Consider the following 15,292-nt stretch of genomic DNA (forward strand, 5'->3'; position numbering starts at 1 on the left):
TTTCATGCCGAGGTTCCCCTATCATTTTGGTAGCGGATACATGACTATAGAACAGATCCGACGCGCGGGGGATACGACATGAAATGGAACCATTATAAGTCCAAATTACTGCTCCGGTATACCGTTTCGTACTTATCTATTTTCCTAGTCCCTCTCATTTTTCTCACGGTGATCATCTATCAGAATGCCGTAGACAATCTCCGTTCGGAAATCGAGCAGAAAAACGTGAACCAATTGGTTCAAGCCAAAACCGTCATCGACGGGCGGATGAAGGAGCTGCAGGATATCGCGTCGCGCATCGCTTACGACGAGCAGCTGACCCCTTACCGGGTACAGCACCCGTATTTCAGCCGTGAAGCGATCGCCGCGTTGGACAAATACAAAGCGACGAACGCCATCATCAGCGAGTTGTTTCTGTATATCCGAGGCGACGATAACATTTACTCCACGCAAGGGATGGAGCATCTCGACGTCTTTACGGAGCGGTACAAATTTCATAATTGGAAACCGGAAGCGCTTTACCGAGATTTGAACGAGACGCAGCATCCGACGATGCGCCCGGCGGAATCGGTGACGCAGAGCGCGTTGGTGCAGAAATCGCTGCTGTCGTTCATGGTGCCGATCACGCCCAACAAGCCGTATCCGCACGGCACGGTGCTATATTTTATCGACGAATCGAGCTTGACCGACCTTATCGACTCGGTCCTCGGGGACTTCCAGGGCATGACCGTCATCTTCGACGAACAAGGTCGAATATTGGCCGCGAACGCGCATCAAGAGACGATCGACAGCGGCGACGCCAGTTCATTGTCCCGGCTCGAGCCCGGCATTCACAGCATTCGCGCGGGCAGTCAACGACATTCCGTCGTCTCCGTCCGTTCCAGCGCGAACGGATGGACGTACGTCACCTCGATGCCGAGCGACCAATTTTTCAGCCGGATCTTTCATATCCAGACGTTCATCGTGATCGTGTTTTCCGTCGTCGTAGCGTTCGGCACCCTGATCGCGGTTCTGTTGGCGAGACGGCAGTACTTCCCGATCTCCGATCTGATGGAGTTCGTGAAGTCGAAGAAGCGCGGAGCGGCCGCGCCGCAAGCTCCGGCCAGCAACGAACTGGAATGGATTCGCGAGACGCTGCGCGATTACAGCCTGCGGATCGACATGCAGGAGCCGTACGCCCGCAATCAGTGCCTATATATGCTTCTAAAGAACGGGACCGGGAACGACCTCCCGCTCGAGCTCATGCACACCCTCGGCATTCGCCTGGAGCACTCGTATTATTTCGCGGTCCATCTCGGTTGGAACGGCACGCCCGGACCGAAGGACGGCAGCGAGCGGAGCGCGATGATCGAACCGTTCTCCGACGCCGGCCTGCCTGAGCTCGACGCCCATGTGTACGGCATCGAGCTGCCGCACCCGGATCGGCTCGCCTTGATCGTCGGCTTCAACGCCGAGCAAGACGCCCAGGCGCCGGTTCGAATCCGAGGCATCGTCGACGAGCTGCGGCGCATCGCCGGCGAACGGTACGATTCGCTTCCGTCGATCGGCGTGGGCACCGGCTATACCGATCCTGCGGACTTGAACCAATCGTACGTCGAAGCGACGTCCGCGTTCGAAAATCGGGTTTCGAGCGAGGCCGGGAGCGTCGTCTACTTCGACGACCTGTCGCATTTCCACGACGGCGGCGAAGCGTTCTGGCTGCCGAAGGAAGTGCTGCTGAAGCTCGCGCAAAGCTTGAAGCAAGGCAACCTCGAGGTCGCCGCGCACATGGTGTCCACCGCTTTGACGAATTTGCGGGCGGGCGTCGCCCCGATGCCGCTGCTGCGCTGCATCTGCTTCGACCTGTTGAACACGATGCTGAAGACCGCTTCCGAGCTCGGCATTCGCGATGTCGTCCAAGTCATTCCGCAAGTCACGACCTTCGAGTCGCTGGAAGAGCTGGAAGAGAAGCTGTTCGTTCTGGCGGCGAACATCTGCGAGCAGGTCGAGCGGAAGCTCGAAACCGAAGAACGCTTTCTTCTGGACCGAATCATGGCGTACATCGAGGAAAATTACGCCGATTACTCGCTGAGCCTGGAGTCGATCTCGGAAAAGTACGCCGTCTCCCCATCGTATTTCAGCCGTTCTTTCAAAGAGAAGGCGGGCATTAACTTTTCGAAATATATTTGGCAGAAGCGCCTCGACGAGGTCATGCATCAACTGAAGTCGACGAGCGACCCGCTGAAGGACATCATCGCGCGCGTCGGCTACCTCGATCCGCCGAACTTCATCCGGAAGTTTAAGAAAGAGACCGGGCTGACGCCCGGACAATTCCGCAAAATGTACGGAAATCAGGAATCGGCGGCCGCGTTAGCCGCCGACGAAGAGTAATCGAAAGCCAACCCCGCGGGACCGTCCGGTCCTGCAGGGTTGGCTTTTTTATGCCGGTATGCCGCTAGCCGTTCTTATTGATCCCAACGGTCGTAAGCCGCTTGGTAGATTTCCGCGATGCGATCCGCGCCCATCTTCTTCAGCTGGGCGACATAGTTGTCCCAATTGCCCAGCGACTCTTGCCCCGTTACGAATTTCGCCTCCATCTGCTTCACGTACGTGTCGAGGTCGGAGCGCAGCTTCGAAGCTTCCTCCTGCTCTTGTTCCGTCAAATAGACGATCGGGTACGGCACCTTCGCGATCGGTACGAGCTTCTCCTCGTTCTGCTCGAGAATCCATTGGTCGTACTCGTTCTTCAGACCCTTCGATACGTCGTTATCCACGACGCCCGGGGTGACGATGCCGTAATTCGGCGTCAGCGTCGCGCGGAACTCCTCCCGATCGCCGCCGCCCGGCACGTCGAGGAACTTCTTCACGCGGTTCGCCTTGTCCGTGTACTCCCACAGCGTGCCTTCCGGTCCGAGGTCGAACAACGTCGAGCCTTCGTAGCTGTACAGATAGTCGATCCAGCGGATCGTCGCTTCCGGATGCTCGTTGCCGCTCGTAATCGCGAACGCGCCGCGGGACAAGCCCGGGTGCTTGCCGTACACCGGCGAATCGGCGATTTCGCTCTTCAGCGGCTTCATCATTTCGTCCTCCGGGTCCGGCTCTCCGCCGAGCGTGAAGTACGGCAAGTAGTCCGAGAAGATCGCGAGCTGATTGTTTTTCCCTTTAGCCTTCTTCTGCTCGTCGGTTTGCGAGAACGTCTCCTTGTCGAGCAAGCCGTCGTTCCACAGACGATTGAGGAACGTCAGGTACCCCTTATAGCCCTCTTCCATCGGCGTGTAATGCACTTTGCCTTCTTTGTCGCTATAGATGACCTCGTTGTAGATGCCCCACCAGCCGAGCATGAACATGCGGACGTCGTCCAGCTTGACCGACGCGAACGGAATTTCGTCCGCTTGGCCGTTGCCGTTCGGATCTTCTTCCTTGACGCGCTTAAGATACGCGTACAATTCTTCCGTCGTCTCCGGAATTTTCTCCATGTTAAGCGCCTTCAAAAATTCGCCGTTGTACCACATCGGCCCGCGGTACCAGACGGCGGACAGGTCGATGCGCGGCAAGGAGTAAATATGACCGTCCGGCGTCGTAATCGACTTGCGGATATCCGGATGCTCGTCCAGCACCTTCTTGATGTTCGGCGCGTAATTGTCGATCAGATCCTCCAACGGGAGAAGAACCCCTTGAGCGCCGTACGTGACTTCTTCCGCAGGCGTAATGCTGGCGGCATAGAACATATCCGGATAATCGCCGCTGGCGAAGACGAGGTTTTTCTTCGTTTCGAAGCTGTCCATCGGCGCGTTCCGGTACTCCAGCTTGATGCCGGTCAGCTTCTCCATCTCTTGAAGGACGACCATGTCCTTCCAATTTTGCATGCCGGTATCCGGCGCCATGATCGACAACGTAACCGCCTCGTTGACGATCGGGAACCCTTCCTTGTTGAAGTTGCCTTTTTCCGCGGATTCCGCTGCGGGTTGTTCCGCGGTTTCCCCCGACGAAGACTCCGTCGCTGCGCCGCCTTCCGAGTTCGGCGACTCGGACGTACCGCAAGCGGACAGAATGCCGAACACCATCGAGAAGGCTAATACAAAAGACCACACCTTAAACCTTTTCATTGATGATCCTCCCTTTATAATCGATTATATAATATCCGAGTCATAGAAACCCGGTTATTACTGCGGTTACGGCCCGCCGGGGCGATCAGCCCTTGACCGATCCGATCATGACGCCTTGCACGAAATACCGCTGCAGGAACGGATACACGACGATGACGGGCAAGGTGGAGACGATAATGACCGCGTATTTCACGAGCGACGCGACGTCCGCCTTGTTGTTCATCGCGATGGCGACCGAGCTGTCGACCGCGACGCCGGTCATCTCCGCGGACATCTCCTGCAGAACGAGAATTTGGCGAAGAATCATCTGCAGCGGGTACTTCGACTCGTCGTTCAAATAAATCAACGCGCCGAAGTAGCTATTCCAGTGGCCGACGCCGTAAAACAGCGCCATGACCGCGATGATCGGGGCCGACAGCGGCAGCACGACCGTCGCGAACAAGCGGAGGTTCGTACAGCCGTCGATATGAGCGGCCTCCTGTAACTCCTTCGGGATCGTCGATTGGAAGAAGGTGCGCGCCACGATGATGTTCCATACGGAGGCCGCACCGGGCAGCAGCAGCGCCCACATGCTGTTCACAAGCCCTAGATCCTTCACAAGCAGATAGCTCGGAACAAGACCGCCGCCGAAAAACATCGTCACGAGGAACATCCCCATGAAGAACCCGCGGCCGACGAAGTCGGAACGGCTCAGCGCATAAGCCGCCGGCAGCGTCACGAATAAGTTCAAGGCCGTGCCGACGAGCGTGTATACGATCGTGTTCGTGTAACCGGACCAAATCTTCGGATTGTTGAGCACCAAGCGATACCCGTCGAACGTAAGCCCTTTCGGCAGCAGCCACATCTCGCCGGAGTTGACGAATTTCGGATCGCTGACCGACGCGCTGACGACGTACAGCAACGGATAAGCCACGATAATTAAAGCAAGAACCAGAAATACGTAATTCACGAAGACGAAAATTTTATCCCCCGTGGATTCTCTCGCAAGCGAAGCCATGCTTTCTTTCCCCTCCCCCGATTACCACAGACTCGTTTCGCTGGTGCGCCGCGCGATTTGGTTGACGGCGATCAGCAGGATCGCGTTAATGACCGAGTTGAACAGGCCGACGGCCGTCGAGAAGCTGTACTGGGCGTCGAGCAAGCCCGATCGGTATACGAACGTGGAGATGACATCCGACGATTCCATGTTCAGCGGGTTTTGCAGCAGCAATATTTTCTCGAAGCCGACGCTTAAGATACCGCCCATGTTCAGAATCAACAGGATCGTGATCGTCGGGAAAATCGCCGGAATGTTAATGTTCACGATGCGCTGGAACCGGGTCGCCCCGTCCATGATCGCCGCCTCGTGCTGCTGCGGGTCGACCGCCGACAGCGCGGCCAAATAGATGATCGTCCCCCACCCTGTCCCTTGCCAGACGCCCGACAAGACGTACACCGTCTTAAACCATCTCGGATCGGTCAGGAACTGCGGAGCTTCGAAACCGAACAGCTCCACGAGATGGACGATCATTCCCGTCGACGGCGTTAAGAACGTAATAATGATGCCGGACATGACGACGACGGAGATGAAGTGCGGCGAATACGTCACCGTCTGCACCGTACGTTTGAAGAAACTGTCCTTCACCTCGTTGAACGCCAAAGCGAGAATGATCGGCAGCGGGAATCCCACTGCAAGCTCGTACAAGCTGATGCTTAACGTGTTCCATAATAAGTCCCAGAAATAATACGATTCGAAAAACCGGGTGAAATGCTCGAATCCGACCCACGGGCTTCCCGTGATCCCCTTCGTCGGGATGAAATTTTTGAACGCGATTTGAATGCCGTACATCGGTCCGTAATGGAAGATGAGGTAGTAAAGGAATGCCGGAGCTATAAATAAGTACAACTCCCAATTCAACAACATCCTCGACCATGCCGTTCTCCCTTTCGTCTTCCGCACCGCGTTCGCGGCGATCGCGCGCTCCCCGTGCTGCTGCACCGCGTCCACTCCTCTCTTCTTCGTTGCTGGCCAGCGCTTGTAAGTGCTTACACTTATGATTAAGGATCTGGCGGGGCGTTGTATATATGTCGTTTTTTATTGTCAGCCGGCTGCGGGAAAATGCGGGTTTCGCCGCGTTTCGTCCATCCGATTGTCATTCCCGCGGTGTCGCTTCCGCCGCCGCGATTGTCACTTTCGTGGTGTCCATATGTCGATTTTGCTCCCGGGGAAAAAGAAAAGCGAACGAGCCGACGGACTATCTCCGTCGGCTTCGTTCGCATGGAACGCTGCTATTCTAAGAGTTACTTCTTCGTCAACCATGCCGCATCGGAGCTTAGCGCGGCGAGCGCGCGTTCCGAAATATACTCCCGCAGCGGCTCTCTCGCAAGGGCGGCGGCGAAGTCCCCGAGATGCTTGGCGGACTGCTCCTCCTCCCCCTTCTCCTCATGATGCCGCGCCTGCCGGAGAAGATTCGTCAGCTGGGCGGCCAGCGGTCCGGACACCTCTCCGGACGCGATGTACGAAGCTAAGAGCGCCTGCATCGACGAGACGCTGGTCGAGATCCGAAGCGTGACCTCCGCTTCCGCCGCGTTGCCTGCCGAATCGGTCGCCGTCGCGACGATTCGGTACTCTCCGAGCCGGCCGGCGAAATCGAGCGGTTCCCCGCTGTAAAGCTCGCCGTCCAGACGGATCGACTGCGCAGCCACCCCGGAATGCGGATCCGACGCCTCCAGGGAGAGGAGGATCGGTTCGCTGTCCAACGCCTCGACGACCGTACCGGCAGTCGCCGCCTTCCCGTTGATCGTAAGCGTCAGCTCGGGCGGCGTCGCGTCGACGCGAACGGTCAGCGTCTTCGGCGCTTCGACGTCCCCGGACGCGTTCGTCGAGCGATACAGCATCTCGTGAACGCCGCTTACGCCGATCCGAACGGGAGACTCGTACGCGGTCCAGCTCGCTCCGCCGTCGAAGCTGTATTCCGTCCGCGCGACGGCGCCCGCGCCCTGCACGACGGTCAACGTCACCGACGCCTCGCCCGCGTACCATTCGCCATGCCGTTCCCCGGATACTTCGGCCTCGGTCACCGGAAGCACCCGTTCGTCGGTCAGCGGGATGCGAAAGCGCGCCCCGACCGCGAAATCATAAATATATCCTTTGGAGAAATCGTTCGGATCCGCCCAGCGGCGGATCGGCGTGACGTCGCCGATGTCGAGCGCGTAACGATCGTCCCCGAGGGGTGCTGCCGCCTCGATGCGATAGCTGGCGTTGCGGACGCCGTCGTTAGCGATATACACATATTGCCCCTTCAACTGCCCCGCATCGACGCCGGCTTCGTCCAGCCGCACGACGATTTCGTTCTCGACGTTCAGCTCCCTCGTAAAGTCGACGACCGTGCCCGTTGCGGCGACGCCGCCGTGCGTATACTCGATCGCCCGTCGGCCGTTCTGCTCGGAGAAGACGCCGAAGCCGCCCGCGAACGCGAATTTGCCGTCAACGACGTATTCGACGTTCGGATGAACGCTGCTGACGATGTAATCCGTTCGGCCGTTCGTCAGCGTCACCTTGACCGCCCTCGCGTCTTCGTCCGCCGCCGGGCGTCCGTTCACCGCGACGGGCACCGCTTCGATGGATTCGACGTAACGCTCGCCCTTGTACGGCTCGATGACCGACGTGAACGTGGAGCTCAGCTGCGGCCCCGAACGATGCGCGATCAAATAACGCATCGTCGCCGGGTTGCCCGGCTTGTTCTGCGGCGGGACGCCGTCCGCCAGCGCGACGTCGTCCGCCTCGCCGAGCATCGTCAGTCGCAGATGGACGTCGGTCGGCGCGCCTGCCCCGTTGCCGTAGATGTCCCACGTATCCTTCACGTTCCAGTCGACGCTGAACCGGTCCGCGGGGGAGTCGTCTCTGGCGACGTTCTTTAAATAATGGAACCCCGGTCCCATATACCCCGCACCGGCGACGCTATCCCCCGCCGGGCGCTTCCCGAACTCGACGCCGGGTCCCGCGTACGTTCCCGTCGGCTGCGGGGCAAGCTCCAGCCCCTCCGTCGTCACGACGGCGTCGGCGGCGTGGAAGCTGAAGTGATGCTCGCTTCCGCCCTTCACGCGGAAGAAGTCGACGGCGTACGAATTCGCCTCGTCCACCTTGATCATCGCCGTCGTTCTGCGGTACATCTCGGTTTGCGGATACGCCTGCGGCGCTTCGACCTCGACGAGCTTCACCATCTCGCCGTCATGGAAGCCGACCGGCTGCGCGACGATTTGGGTTTGCTGCTTCGACCGATCGACCAGCACCGTGTTATGGCTGATCGTATGATTCTCCCATTCGCTGCGGCGCGGCGTCGACCAATCGGCGAATTCGGGATAGCCCAGCTCCGGCAGCAAATCGAGTCCGAACGCGTGCAGGCCGAGGTTCAGCGTATCCTTGTGCCCGTGGCCTCCGTTGCGGCCGTAATACATCCACACGTCGCGCTGCGTATCGACGTTGCGCGGATCGTTCTTCACGGCGAGCGCCGCTTCGTCGTACAGCAGCAGCTGAATGACGCCCAGCTTGTAGTTCGTCGCGGCGTCGCGCTTGCCGACGCCTTCGAACCGGATGAGATGCTCTCCTTCGGTCAGCTCGAGCTCGGCGATCGTCTCGAGCTTCGAGGAGGCGCCGCTCGATCCGTAGAAATCGATCCGTCCTGCGACGGTCCCGTCGACCAAGACGTCGTAGATGCCGTAGCTGGCGGCCCGGAACGGCTTCACGTTGATCTCGTACCGATCCGTCTTCGGCACCTCGAACGCGAAGGCGATCGCATGGCCGGGCGCCTCCGCATTGAATTGGATCGTCCCGCTGTTCGCGAACAGCTGATAGCCCGCGGTCGCTTCCCCGATGTCCAGCTGGCTGAAGTTGTAGCCCAATCCGCTGAATCGCCGCCCGTTCTCCCCGTCGCGCAACGCGGCGAAGCCGTACCCGGTCAAGTTGGAGCTCTTCAGATGGAGCGGCCCATGCGTCTCGATGGCGGCCGCGATGTCGTCCGCGATCCGCTCCGGATCCGCGGTAAAGATGTCCCCATGGAGGCCGTCGACCTGATTGCCGTTCCGATAATAGGCGAGCTGCGCGTATACCGGGTCGCGGTACTTCTCGAACGCGGTCAGCAGCTGACCTTGATCGAGGAAATTCGCCGGCCCTCCGGCATTGCCGGTATCGCCGATCAGCGCGAAATACCGATCGCTCAGCATGAGCGGATAGGTGGCGGAAAACATTTTGCGGAATTTCACGTTTTGGTACAAATCCGCCTCGGGATACAGATCGTACCCGTCCAAGATGTCCGCCGTCTCTTGGAACAACCCGACCCAACCGCTGTTGTACGCGGGCGAAGCTTCGTTGCCGGCCCCGTCGCGGTCGACGTCGTCGACGAGCAGCGCCGAAATGTTGCCCCCGGTCACTCGGTAAGGTCCTGAAACGAGTCCGCCCGTTTTGAAATTGAAATCGAGCCATTCCTTCGTCTCCGGCATCGCGTCGAACACGACGGCGGCCATGGCGAGCGTCGCTTGATGCATGCCGTTGTTGCCGCGGATTTGCGCGTTCCGCACGGCGGGATAAATTTGCTTGACGAGGCCGTCCTCGATGTTGCGCTTGATGCCGACCGCGGACCGCTTCAGCACGCCTAGATCGTACCGATCGGCTTTCCCGCTCAGGAACGCAATGATTTCCGGGTCGTCGATCGCCGGGAAGAAGGCGTCGTAGGCGCTGACGAAGTTTCTGACGAGCCCCGTCTCCCAGATCGAGCCGATAATCTTCCCTTTGCCGGTTCCCCCATGCGAGTTCAAGAAATCGGTCGCGCTATAGGCGGCGATGTCCATGTCGGGGTACACGTCTGCGATCCGATCCAGCAGGATGACTCCGGCCCGCGCGTACCGAGGATCTCCCGTATACACGTACGCATCCCGCAGCGCATTGACCGCCCGGCTGATCTGGCCGCCGTGCCAGACGAACCAGTGATTGTAATAGGCAACGAACGTCCACCGATTGCCGTTCTCGTCGACCCAGCCGTTGCCGTCGTCGACGCCCCAGGTCGGCCCCTTCTCCGGATACAGCGTGTTGACGAGCAGGCTGCGGTCTGCGAGCTCCTGCCGGAACACGCCGTTCGCGTCCAGCCCGCTCTCGTAATAAGCGGCGAAGTCGTTCGTCGGGAACGTATAGCCGCTGCTCGGATCCGTCAGCTTCCATGGCTTCGTCTCCGGCTCGGCTACCCAAGGATAGTTGCCGTACTTGTTGATTTCCGTACCCGTGATCGGACTGCCGAGCGTTTGGTTCACCGCATAGCTGCGCGGAATCGTCTGCGGCGTGACGAGCTTCCATAACGCGTCGTATCCTCTTGCGAGGAACCGTTCGGCTTCCGCGACCGCGCCTTCCTTCTCGTTGCGGGCCCACTCGTAGGCTTCGATGTTCGCCCTCGCCGCAGCTCGCTTCTCATCCGTGAAATACGTGGTTCTCGTCTTGCGGTTCGTCACCGGCTCGGCCGTCAGGTCGATAACGGCGGTATGGCTCGCCTCGCCGAGCGTGACGGCGACGGCGATCGACGCCGCCCCCGGGCCGACGACGGCGATGCGCCCGTCGGACGATACGACGGCGACGGTCTCGTCGCTGCTGGCGTACGCGACGGACGCCTGCGCTACATCCGCGGGCTCGCCGTTATTCAGCGTGCCCGTCAGCGCGATGCGCGCCTCGTCGCCGACGAAGAGCGCCGAGCTCCGGATCGTCGCTTCGATCGCCGCGAGCGCCGGGGCTGCGACCAGGATGACCGCGCTGCCTCGAACCGTGACGCCTCCCAGCGTCGCCGTCGCCTCGATCGTCGCGGAACCCGCCGCGATCGCGGCGACGACGCCCGCATCGTCCACCGTCGCGACCGACGGATCCCGGCTCTCGAACCGCACGACCGCGTCCGAGAGATCGACGACGGCGCCGTCGTCGGCGTACCCCGTCACGGTCAGCTGCGTCGTCGCTCCTTCGGTTAAGGCGGCATCGGAAGCCGAAACGTCGACGGCCGCGAGTCGCTTGTCGTTCACGCGCACCGTCGCTTCCGCCTCCCGGGCGACGCCGTTCAAGGTAACGACCGCCTTCACCTGCGCGGTGCCCACTCCCACGGCCGTCACCGTGCCGTCCGATCCGACGGCGGCGACGGACTCGTCGCTGCTGACATACGACCGCGCCGCGCTTTCCACGGTTCCGAGGTCGTATTCATAGCCGTCGTCCAGCATCCCGAACAGCTCCAGCTTCGTCGTCTGTCCGACCATCAACTCGGAGGCGCCGGCCGCGGCGCGAAGCGTCAGCAGATTCGGAAACCGATCGACCTCGACGAGCTCCAGCTCGCCGGGGTACAGATGGAAGTAGCCCGCGCGCTGCAGCACCTCGAGCCGCGCCTTGTGAACGCCGGCCGCCAGCTCGAACGTGCGCAGCGCCTGCTTGCCCTTCTCCTTCTGGTAAGCGGCGGAATAGAAATTGTATTCCCCCGCCGCCGCGCCGTCGACGAGCAGCCGGCCGACGGCTCCGCTCGAGGCGCCCGCGCCGTTCAGGTGCGTACGGTATATTCCCGTCTCCGGCACATGCAGATCGAAGTCGATATACTGCCCGACCGCATTCGCCTGCACTTGAATGCCGTATTCCTGATGCCGGTACGAATTGTGGCCGAGCGGCAAGCGGACGTCGACGATTTCCCAACCCGCCGACTCGAGCGTAGAATCCACCGGCAGCTTGAAGTCGTACACGAATCGATTCGGCGGTTCGCCGCCGGCGTCGGACGAGACAAGGAAGTCAAGCGTCCCCCGCCTCGTCACGCCCTCGTAGGTCGCTTCCGCGGTAAGGGTCGCGGCGCCGTCGGCGATCGCCGAGACGACGGCGCCCTGTCCGTCGCTCTCGACCACCTGCAGAACGGAAGGGTTGCTGCTCGTATAATAGACGTTCTCCGTAACGGAGACCGGCGTGCCGTCGGACAGCGTCGCTTCGAGCGCCACCGGAACCGCTTCGCCCGGCTGCAGCGCCGTCTTCGCCGCGGACAACGCGACGGTATCCAGCTCGACGAAAGGCGTCCCGCCGACGAGCTGCAGCTGCTGAAGATATAAGTACGCATAATATCGGTTGTTGGAAGCGAGCAGCCGCGTTCCTTTGGCGGTGAACGTCAGCGTATGCATTCCCTTGGACAGCCTCAGACCGCTTGCCAACGCCGCCGTTTCAGGCGTCGCCTTCGTGTCCGACGTATGGTAGAAGCTATGATCGACCGCGACGATCGCATCGTCGATCGCGATGTCGACAGTGCCGCCGACGATGTTTCTCCAATAGATCAGGTTCACGTCGTATAACCGGCTCTCCGGAACATAGAAGTTAACCCTTATGTATTCGCCGTTCGCGTCCGGCGAAACCGCCGCGTTAATCATCTGGAAGCTCGTGGCGGTCAGCCGCATGCCGGCCGGATTCGTCGCCGCCACGTTCCAGCTCGGGTCGTTCGGCGCATTGACCAATTGGGCGAAAGCATAAGAAGTCTCGACCGGTCCCGACTCGGCGCTCGCGACCCCCGGGGACAACCGGGCGCTTCCCAAGAGCAAGGCCGCGATCATGAGCCAGATCCAGAATCGTCTTCCGTGCAAGTCCATCATTCCATCTCCTCCCATTCTAGAACATTATCAAGCAGCGCCTTCATCGACTCGACGACGCGGGCTTCTACCTCCGGCGCGAACGGGGACGGCAGCGCGAAATAGTAGGCCGATTCCGCCGGCTCGTACCCGCCTTCCGCGAGCTGTTCCGCGGTAGGGACGTAGCCGATCATGCCGTTGCTGTAGGGAAGCGGCAGCGCGGCGCCTTGCGCGTACGACTTCGCGAAAGCGCCGTACGCGCCGACCATCTCCGCGTTCATGGCGAGCAGCGTCAATCCCCGCGCGATGCGTACGCCGTTCAGCTCCAGCGGAATCGTCGGCGCGAGTCGGTCGGGACGCGACGACAGCAGGCGGGCCCATTCCCCGCGGATGCCGTCCGCCGCGGCAGCCTCCTTCAGCCGACCGGGGCCGGGAACGCCCTCGAGCGGAAGCTCGACCGCAAGACGCCCGGACGCAAGTTTCGCGGGCTCGAGTCGCTCCATCGGTCCTTCCAGAATGCGAACGACCTCGTCCGCCAGCCTGCGACCCAGCTCGAGCACGTCGCTTCGCTCGCCCTTGCGGAACCCGCCGTCCTGAACGAGTGCCGGACGAATATCGCCGCAGCAGCCCTGCAAGTACGAGGCCGTCGCCCCTTCGCCGAGCCATCGCTCCGTCAGCGTCATGGCGATCCCCGGAAAGTCCGGATGGACGACGTTGTCGTCCGTCGTCGTCGGGTGGCACGCGTAATGCGCCCACACGCCCGCGGTCGTTCCGTCGGCGCGGCGAAACCGGACGACGACGACTTCCGGATCGCACGGACCTTCCGGGTTCGGCGCCATCGCGATGCGACCGTCGATCCGCCGGCGGCGATGGACGCCGATCGCGCACGCCCCGCGCCCTCGCTCGACGGCAACGGGCTCCAAGCGGGCGAACGCGTCGTCGACGCACGAGAGCAGCCGCGCTTCCAGATCCCGAACGTAATCCTCGTCCGGCAAGCCGAGGGACGGCGCGAACCGATCGCTCGTCTGCGGACCGCCGTGGGTATGCGTCGCGTGCAGGATGACGGCCGACGCCGGCAGCCCCCAACGCGAGCTTAGCTCGCGAAGGAGCGCCGGCAGCCGCTCCGATCCCCACCAGATGAGATCGGCCTGAACGAACAACGCCCGAACGGGCGCCCCCCCGGCCGGCTCCCCGCTCTCGAACGCCCACGCCTTCAGTAGCAGCGGGCGATCCACCGCTACGAAGGCAGAGCGGCGGGACGCGAAGCCGGCCAGCGGCACCGGATGCCGAGGCGTGATGTCGACCGTCGCGACGCCTAAGCGAAGCCCCGGCGAAATCCCCTCGCGCCTCATGCCGGGCCGAAGCTCCCGGCGGCCAGCGGCGCGACGACCTTCTTGACCGCCTTCGCGACGTCGTACATATCCGCCTCTTCGCCCAGAAGCACTTGCTGATGCAGCCAGAGCGCTTCCTTCTCGCAGGCCCGCTCGCTCACGGGGCAATGGTAAGGCCGCCGCTCGCCCGTCCGTTGCTCGATCTCGCGGATCACCGCGCGATTTCGGTTGAGCGAGACGTAGCCCGGAGCGACGGGAATGCCCTCCGCGCCGATCCGCCGAACGACTTCGTTCTTGTCGACGCGGTCCGCCAGCTCCGGCGCAAGCTTAAAGATATAAAGATGGTACGCATGCCGCGTGATGCGCGGATCTCTGCGGAGCGTCTCGATGCCTTCGACGTCTTCGAGCAGCTCCGTCAGCAGGCGGCCGTTGCGCTCGCGCCGTTCCATCTGCTCCTCGAGACGGGTCATCTGCCCGAGCAGGACGGCCGCCTGAAATTCGGTCATCCTCAGGTTCCAACCGATATGCTCGTGCTGGTACCAGGCGCCTTCCCGAATGCGCCCGACGTTGACCAACGACCATGCCATGTCCGCCAGCGCCTTGTCGTTCGTCAGAATGATCCCGCCTTCGCCGGCGTTGATGTTTTTGCTCGACTGGAAGCTGAAGGTGCCGAGGTCGCCTATCGCGCCGACGCCCTTCCCTTCCCACTGCGCGCCGACGGCTTGCGCCGAATCCTCGATCAGCGCAAGTCTATGCCGCTCCGCAATCGCCTTCAGCCGGGTCATATCGGACGGCGCGCCTCCGATGTGCACCGTCACGACCGCCTTCGTCTTCGGCGTGATCAAAGCCTCCACTTTGTCGGGATCAAGAAGCAGCGTATCCGGCTCCACGTCCGCGAAGACGGGAATCGCGCCGAACAGCAAGGCGGAGGTCGCGGTCGCGATGAACGTATACGGCGGCATGATCACCTCGTCCCCCGGGCCGACGCCCGCCGCCAGCAGCGCGACCGTAATCCCGACCGTTCCGTTCACGACGGTGACGGCATGAGCCGCTCCATGCAACGCCGCGAACCGCTCTTCGAACTCCGGCAGCTTCACGCGGCCGGTCCCGCCCCACTTCCCCGAATGCAGCACCTCCAGCAGATGCCGCTCCTCCGCTTCGCCGTAGATCGGCCATTCCGGAAACGGCCTCGTCCGCACCGGCGTCCCGCCATCGATTGCCAACGGTTCCATCCAACATTCTCCTCCCATAAGCGAATAAAAATAAGTAGTTGTATCATACCTG

The 15,292-nt window shown here is 61.4% G+C and carries 7 protein-coding genes; 1 reads left to right on the plus strand and 6 read right to left on the minus strand.

The annotated features are described in order from the left end of the window. Nucleotides 1-78 precede the first annotated feature (78 nt). Nucleotides 79-2,370: a helix-turn-helix domain-containing protein gene (locus tag FE782_RS22490; protein ID WP_138196586.1), complete on the plus strand. Its 2,292-nt coding sequence runs from the start codon at nucleotides 79-81 to the stop codon at nucleotides 2,368-2,370. 74 nt (nucleotides 2,371-2,444) lie between these two features. On the opposite strand, the gene FE782_RS22495 is transcribed toward FE782_RS22490, so the two are convergent. From FE782_RS22495 to FE782_RS22520, 6 genes are all read right to left on the minus strand, one after another. Beyond that, nucleotides 2,445-4,085: an extracellular solute-binding protein gene (locus tag FE782_RS22495; protein WP_138196587.1), complete on the minus strand. Its 1,641-nt coding sequence runs from the start codon at nucleotides 4,083-4,085 to the stop codon at nucleotides 2,445-2,447. An 85-nt stretch (nucleotides 4,086-4,170) separates the two neighbouring features. After that, the gene (locus FE782_RS22500) at nucleotides 4,171-5,082 is read right to left on the minus strand and encodes a carbohydrate ABC transporter permease (protein WP_138196588.1); all 912 of its coding nucleotides are present in this window, start codon (nucleotides 5,080-5,082) and stop codon (nucleotides 4,171-4,173) included. Between the two features lie 21 nt (nucleotides 5,083-5,103). Continuing rightward, on the minus strand, nucleotides 5,104-6,063 hold the full coding sequence (locus tag FE782_RS22505; protein ID WP_439116451.1) for an ABC transporter permease: 960 nt from the start codon (nucleotides 6,061-6,063) through the stop codon (nucleotides 5,104-5,106). A 302-nt stretch (nucleotides 6,064-6,365) separates the two neighbouring features. Next, a complete protein-coding gene (locus tag FE782_RS22510; RefSeq protein ID WP_158299506.1) occupies nucleotides 6,366-12,701 on the minus strand; it encodes an FIMAH domain-containing protein in 6,336 nt (2,111 codons plus the stop codon). Then, nucleotides 12,698-14,029, minus strand: coding sequence for a neutral/alkaline non-lysosomal ceramidase N-terminal domain-containing protein (locus FE782_RS22515; RefSeq protein WP_138196590.1), 1,332 nt, complete (start codon nucleotides 14,027-14,029; stop codon nucleotides 12,698-12,700). The genes FE782_RS22510 and FE782_RS22515 overlap by 4 nt, the downstream gene beginning before the upstream one ends. After that, on the minus strand, nucleotides 14,026-15,240 hold the full coding sequence (locus tag FE782_RS22520) for a DegT/DnrJ/EryC1/StrS family aminotransferase (protein WP_138196591.1): 1,215 nt from the start codon (nucleotides 15,238-15,240) through the stop codon (nucleotides 14,026-14,028). Before FE782_RS22520 ends, FE782_RS22515 begins: the two co-directional genes overlap by 4 nt. Between the last annotated feature and the right edge of the window lie 52 nt (nucleotides 15,241-15,292).

Source organism: Paenibacillus antri (genome assembly GCF_005765165.1).
Classification (GTDB): domain Bacteria; phylum Bacillota; class Bacilli; order Paenibacillales; family YIM-B00363; genus Paenibacillus_AE; species Paenibacillus_AE antri.